The 5294-nt window shown below is 56.9% G+C and carries 4 protein-coding genes; 3 read left to right on the top strand and 1 reads right to left on the bottom strand.

Translation table 11 applies throughout. From position 1 onward, the window contains the following. The 3 genes from J0H39_25650 to J0H39_25640 all read left to right on the top strand — a co-directional run. Positions 1–567 (top strand): hypothetical protein (locus J0H39_25650; protein MBN9500150.1); only part of this gene is annotated, 567 nt, incomplete at its 5' end. Continuing rightward, complete coding sequence (locus J0H39_25645) at positions 567–1451, top strand: hypothetical protein (GenBank protein ID MBN9500149.1); 885 nt, start codon at positions 567–569, stop codon at positions 1449–1451. The genes J0H39_25650 and J0H39_25645, both read left to right, overlap by 1 nt. Before the next feature lie 503 nt (positions 1452–1954). Then, positions 1955–4933, top strand: a complete 2979-nt coding sequence (locus J0H39_25640; GenBank protein MBN9500148.1) for a hypothetical protein — start codon at positions 1955–1957, stop codon at positions 4931–4933. 253 nt (positions 4934–5186) lie between these two features. On the opposite strand, the gene J0H39_25635 is transcribed toward J0H39_25640, so the two are convergent. Next, positions 5187–5294 (bottom strand): IS3 family transposase (locus J0H39_25635; GenBank protein MBN9500147.1); only part of this gene is annotated, 108 nt, incomplete at its 5' end.

Raw genomic sequence — 5294 nt, 5'->3', positions numbered from 1 at the left:
TGGGATCGCAAGCGCGTTGGACGCTTTTTAAAACGCCTCGAAAAAGCGCATTTGATCGGGACATCTGCGGGGCCATCCGGCGTGATGATAACTATCGAGAATTACGACGAAATGCAGAACCCGACCGGCACGCATGGGGCCAACCGTGACGCCGATAATGGGGCCAATCAAGGGCCATCCGAGGGCCACACAATAACAATTAAACAATTAAACAAAGAAAATACCTCCGCCGGAGGGCAGGATCAGACGGCCAAATCGACCAGGGAATATGCCTTCCAAGGGGCAGTGATCCGACTGACAGCCAAGGATCTGGATCGCTGGGCACAGACCTATCACGCCATCCCCGACCTGAAGGCCGAACTGACCAGCCTCGATGCATGGCTGACAGGACAACCGCCCGACAAACGCAACCGATGGTTTCACACCGTCAGCGGATGCCTAAATCGCAAACATCAAGAGGCGACCGCCAGCCGGGCAGCCAATGCCAGTGGCAGCAACAACTCCATGGTGGCCGTGGTGCTCGAACAGAAGCGCCGACGCGAAGCAGCAGCTAAAGGAAACGGATAATGACGAGGAAGAATGCCAACGCCAAACCGGCACGGCGAGCCGGGGCTACCGGATCGAAAGCACTGGCCAAGGGCAAGACGATTGAAATTGCAGTGCCGGAATCGGGCAACTTGGCTGAAGCCAAAAATACGCTCGCAAAGGGCATCCCCGGCTGGGATCAAATGACCAGCGAACAGCAAACTGAACTCGCCGAGATTGCAACGGCACAATGTAAGCAGCGCCAGCCGGTCAAGGTGACGCTCACACGAAAGCCCGGAGGCGGAATGTCCATTGGTATCGCAGGGGAGTGCGAGGCGCATGGGCTACTCAAGCTGCAAAAGACGTTTGCGGCAGTTTCCATGGACCCGGTGAATGCGCGTGCAAACGAACTGCTTAAATACCTCGGCTCGGTCGGAGCGGACAATGCTGAACGCTACAATGCGGCTCTGTCATTTATCGAGAGCATGGAACCGAAAAATCAAGCAGAGGCGCTGCTACTGGTCCAAATGTACGTTACGCATGACGCGGCAATTAGGGCACTCAGCCAGCTTGGATCGGCTGAGTGGGCTCCGACAATGCAGACGTTCGGGAACCTCGCCACGAAATTGTTACGCACCTCGCAAGGGCAAATGGAAACGTTAGCTCGAATGCAGCGCGGTGGTGAGCAAGTGGTCCGCCATATACATGTCGACAATCGCGGCGGCCAGGCTGTAATCGCTGAAAACGTCCATGCCGGGGGCAATGAGAATGGAAAAAGTGACGATCAATCCCGTGCAACCGGAGCAACTGGCATCGGCACCACGCTGTTTGGCAAGGACCCGCTTGGGTTCGGCGTGCCAATCTCCAGCGGTGCGGGGGAGGAAACGTTGCCGAATGCACGGGGGTACCAATCCGGGCGCCCCTAAAGGGAATGGCAACGCCTATAAGCATGGTGGACGGTCAGCAAAGACGCTTGCAGCAGCCAAAAACCTTAAGGAGATTGCGAGGCTGCTTCGGTAATCTCGAAGTGGCCATAGCAGTATGGTCGAAGCCCCCAAAAAGATGGCAGAACCATCCGGAAAAGATAATCGCGGTTGATTAAATCGAAGATGTGTGTCATACAAATTCTGCCAGCGAAAGCAGTCCTAACGGCGTAAGGACGAGGCACTAGACAGACCACGCCAATCAATCCGCGTAGGTCTGTCATGCCACCTCAAAGAAAATACCCTGCAGTCACATTCCGGCTTAGCGCTGATCTTCTCTGCGACATAAGGAACAACGCGGGAAAGCAAGGCCTGTCGATGGGGGCATTCATTCGAGATACCATGGCAGATGGAATGCGCGCGATGCAACAAGCCGCCACAACCAGCAAAGATGTGGCTGCAGTTGAGGTGTTTCACCCGTCGCAGGCATGGGGAGTTAACCCGTAATGGCTCAGGATAATTCTTTCGCGCATCTGATCCCATCGCAGAACGACCCGTGGGCTCCCTTCCGCGTCGAAAGCGAAAAAACCTCTACCCAAGGCAACCCATTTGCGCACTTGATTCCATCTCAAGAGGCTCCTTCTCCTGGCCCAATTTACGGCCCGGCTGCAACGACTATCCAGCAAAATGCAGACAAACGAGCGGATAGTGCTGAGGCGCGAGCTCGGCGCGACCAGCAATTGCAAGAGGACAAATTCAGGCGCGACCAACAAGAGTGGCAAGCCACGCACAATCCAGATGGCACGCCCAAAAAAGATGAATTTGGAAATGAAGCCCAGCAAAAAGCGTCTGGTTTCTACGGGCGAATGGAGCAGGCCGAGCGAGAATGGCTAGCCCTGCCCGATGATGCAAAATCACCTCGTGGTTTGGTGCGTCAAGCCATGCATGCCTCTGCGCCTGATCTTGAAAACACGTTTTTAAATAGCAATGAGCGGCAACGGGCAGACCAGGCGGTAGAGAACTTTATCGCAGCACAGCTACGCCTTGAATCTGGAGCCGCGATCAGTCCTGCCGAATTTGATAGGCAATACCATATTTTTTTCCCGATGCCGGGTGATGGTAATGAAGTAATTGCCCAGAAAGCTCGCGCCCGCGCTCAGGCGATTGATGCAATGAAAATCGCGGCCGGGCCTTTGGCGGATAAGGCCCGTGCGACGTTGCAGCCTGTAGAGGGACAGCCGCGACAAGATCAGGGCGGCTTGTTGAGCTCACCTTCTGCCTCTGGCGGCCCTTCAGGTGGATCTGGCCCGGGTGGCGGCATCAACACGCCTGACATGCGCGGCGGCCTTCCTGTGGGAACTGGCATCAAATTCGGCATGGATGGCGGCGACAATGGCCCCTTCAACCGTGAGGAATACCTTCAGAAGAATTTCGGCATCAATGCCGATCAGGAGGCGAAAGCCCTTGCCTTTCTGAATGCCAATCTGCGCAATCCCGGTCTCACTCCTGACGCCATCAAGGGATGGTATCAGCAGAATGGCATTCCTGCCCCTTCCCAAGCCGATCTGGATCGCATGGCACAGGATGCGCAAAAAGGCGTGCAGTTCCAGCCTATCAATACGAGTGAGGCCGAAAAGGCGTATCTCAACCAGCTCCAAATGAACCTCGACAAGGAAGGCTATAACCCGACCAGTGCAGGGGCTTACGCAAGCCGCGCATTGACCGGTGCCGAGCTTGGCTTGTCTGATGAAATTGAGGGTATCGGCGGGGCCGTCAAAAACGCGCTTTCCGACAAAGGACTTGCCTCGGGGTACATTGAGGCCCGCGATACCGCACGGCTTGCGCAGGAGCAGGCGCGCCAGAAACAGGGCCTGCTTGGCTATGCTACCGAGTTCGGTGGCGGTCTTGTCCCCGGCTTGGCCACTGGCGGCGCCGGATCTGCTATCAAGACTAGCGCCACCCTTGGGGGTATCGCTGGATATGGATATGGCCAAGGCTTGGGCGGCTCAGCTCTTGGCGCCGCAACTGGTGCCGGGCTTGGCGCGGCCCTTGGGGCTGGTGGTCAAAAGCTGACGGATATGGCTTTGGCTCGTCAGGCTTCCCGTGTCGCTGCGCCAGCCAGTGATGGGGCACAGGTCATTCAGGCTGCGGATAATCTGAATGCAAAGCTTGGAACATCCATCAACCCTATGCCTGCCGATGTGGCGGGGCCCGGCATTCGCAATGTGACCGGAGGCGCGGCGAAATTCCCGCTTTCTGCCCAGCCCATCGTTAAGGGCGCGCAGAAAGTCACGCAAGAGGCAGAAAAAGCGCGCGATGCCATTGCCTCTTTAGTTGGCAAGCCCACCGAATTGGAGACGGCAGGCGAAGCGGCCTTGAATGGCGCGCAAAAGTTCATCCAGAGCAGCCGCAGCAAGGTGAACGCGCTTTATGACAAGGCACGTCAGCTTGGCGGGCAAGAACCTGTCGATTTGGTCAATGCCCGCGCGGCGCTTGATCGCAATGTCGCTGAACTGGAGCAGACGCCAGGCGGTGCAGCGGGACTGTCTGAGCTCAAGGCCCTGCGCGCGCAGCTCGATCAAGCCTATCCGGTTGAAGGTGTAAAAAACATGCGCACCCAACTGCGCGACAAGTTCATGCAGGATGGCCTGCGTGGTTCTGATCTGGAACGGCGCATCGGAACGGTGCTTGATGCGGCGGAAACTGACATTGTGGACAGCCTTAACGCCGCAGGAAAGGCCAAAGCGGCAACTGCCTATGCCGATGCCGCAGCGGCGCATAAGGAGCGCGTGCAACTGATTGATACGGTTCTCTCCCCTATTATTGGTGCCAAAGGATCTGCGCCGCGATCAGGCGAAGAGATTATGGCCGCCCTCAATTCGGCCACACAGCGCAACAACGCGCGGCTTGGGCGCTTCATGAACGCCCTCCCGGCAGAGGATGCGGCGACGGTGCGGGCCACTGTCATTTCGCGTCTTGGCGCAGCCTCTAAAGGGCAGCAGAACGCAGAAGGCACCGCATTCAGCTTGCCGCAATTCCTGACGCAATGGAATGCTATGACGCCGGGGGCTAAGCGCAGCCTGTTCAGCGCTGATGTTCGTTCGTCTCTGGATGATCTGGCTAAGGTTGCTGGCGGCACGAAAGAGGCACAGCGCTTTGCCAATTTTTCGAATACCGGATCTGCTCTTGGCCTTGCCACAAGTGGTGCGGCGGCAACTGGGATCGTCGCGCATCCGTTCCTGACGATCAGCGGCGCTCTGGCGCAATATGGCGGCGGTCGGCTTCTCGCATCCCCGGCATTCGCCAGATGGTTGGCGCGCCTGCCCCAGATTAAGCCTAGTGCGATGCCGAATTACATTCGCAAGCTATCATCCATAGCAGCAGCAGAAGGCGGCGCATTGGGCGATATCGAGGGACTACAAAATTATCTGATGTCGAAGCTCGACGCTGGAAAGGTTGAAAAGCCTGGTAAGTTGCAAAAATGAGATAGAATAGTGCTCTCAAAGGGTTCTAAGTTTAACTCTATCTCCACGCCAGAAGTGACGGGATAGGCTAGTCTGACTAAGTCACAGGCGTCGAACTTATGGAGGGCAGATCATGGGAATAACCGCTTTATTGTTGCTCGCCGGGGCTGCAACCAGCAAGCCGGATCCTTGGGGTCCATTTCGGCATCTCATCCCGAAGCCAGACCGGCGCCCTGGCCTGCTGCCGGTTTGATGGACACCGAGATAGGCTTCTTTAGGCTACCCCAGCCTGGCGCTCGAAGTCGATAGGGCTGAGATAGCCCAAGGTCGAGTGCCTGCGGGTGGGATTGTAGAAACGCTCGATATAATCGAACACGTCGGC

Source organism: Alphaproteobacteria bacterium (assembly GCA_017308135.1).
In the GTDB taxonomy this organism is placed as follows: Bacteria; Pseudomonadota; Alphaproteobacteria; order CACIAM-22H2; family CACIAM-22H2; genus Tagaea.
Note: the sequence above shows the minus strand (reverse complement) of the source record. Positions and strands in the feature narration are given on the sequence as shown.

Excerpts from the sequence above, each read along its gene's own strand:
- J0H39_25645 (MBN9500149.1), top strand. The coding sequence starts at position 567 with ATGACGAGGAAGAATGCCAACGCCAAACCGGCACGGCGAGCCGGGGCT.
- J0H39_25640 (MBN9500148.1), top strand. The coding sequence starts at position 1,955 with ATGGCTCAGGATAATTCTTTCGCGCATCTGATCCCATCGCAGAACGAC.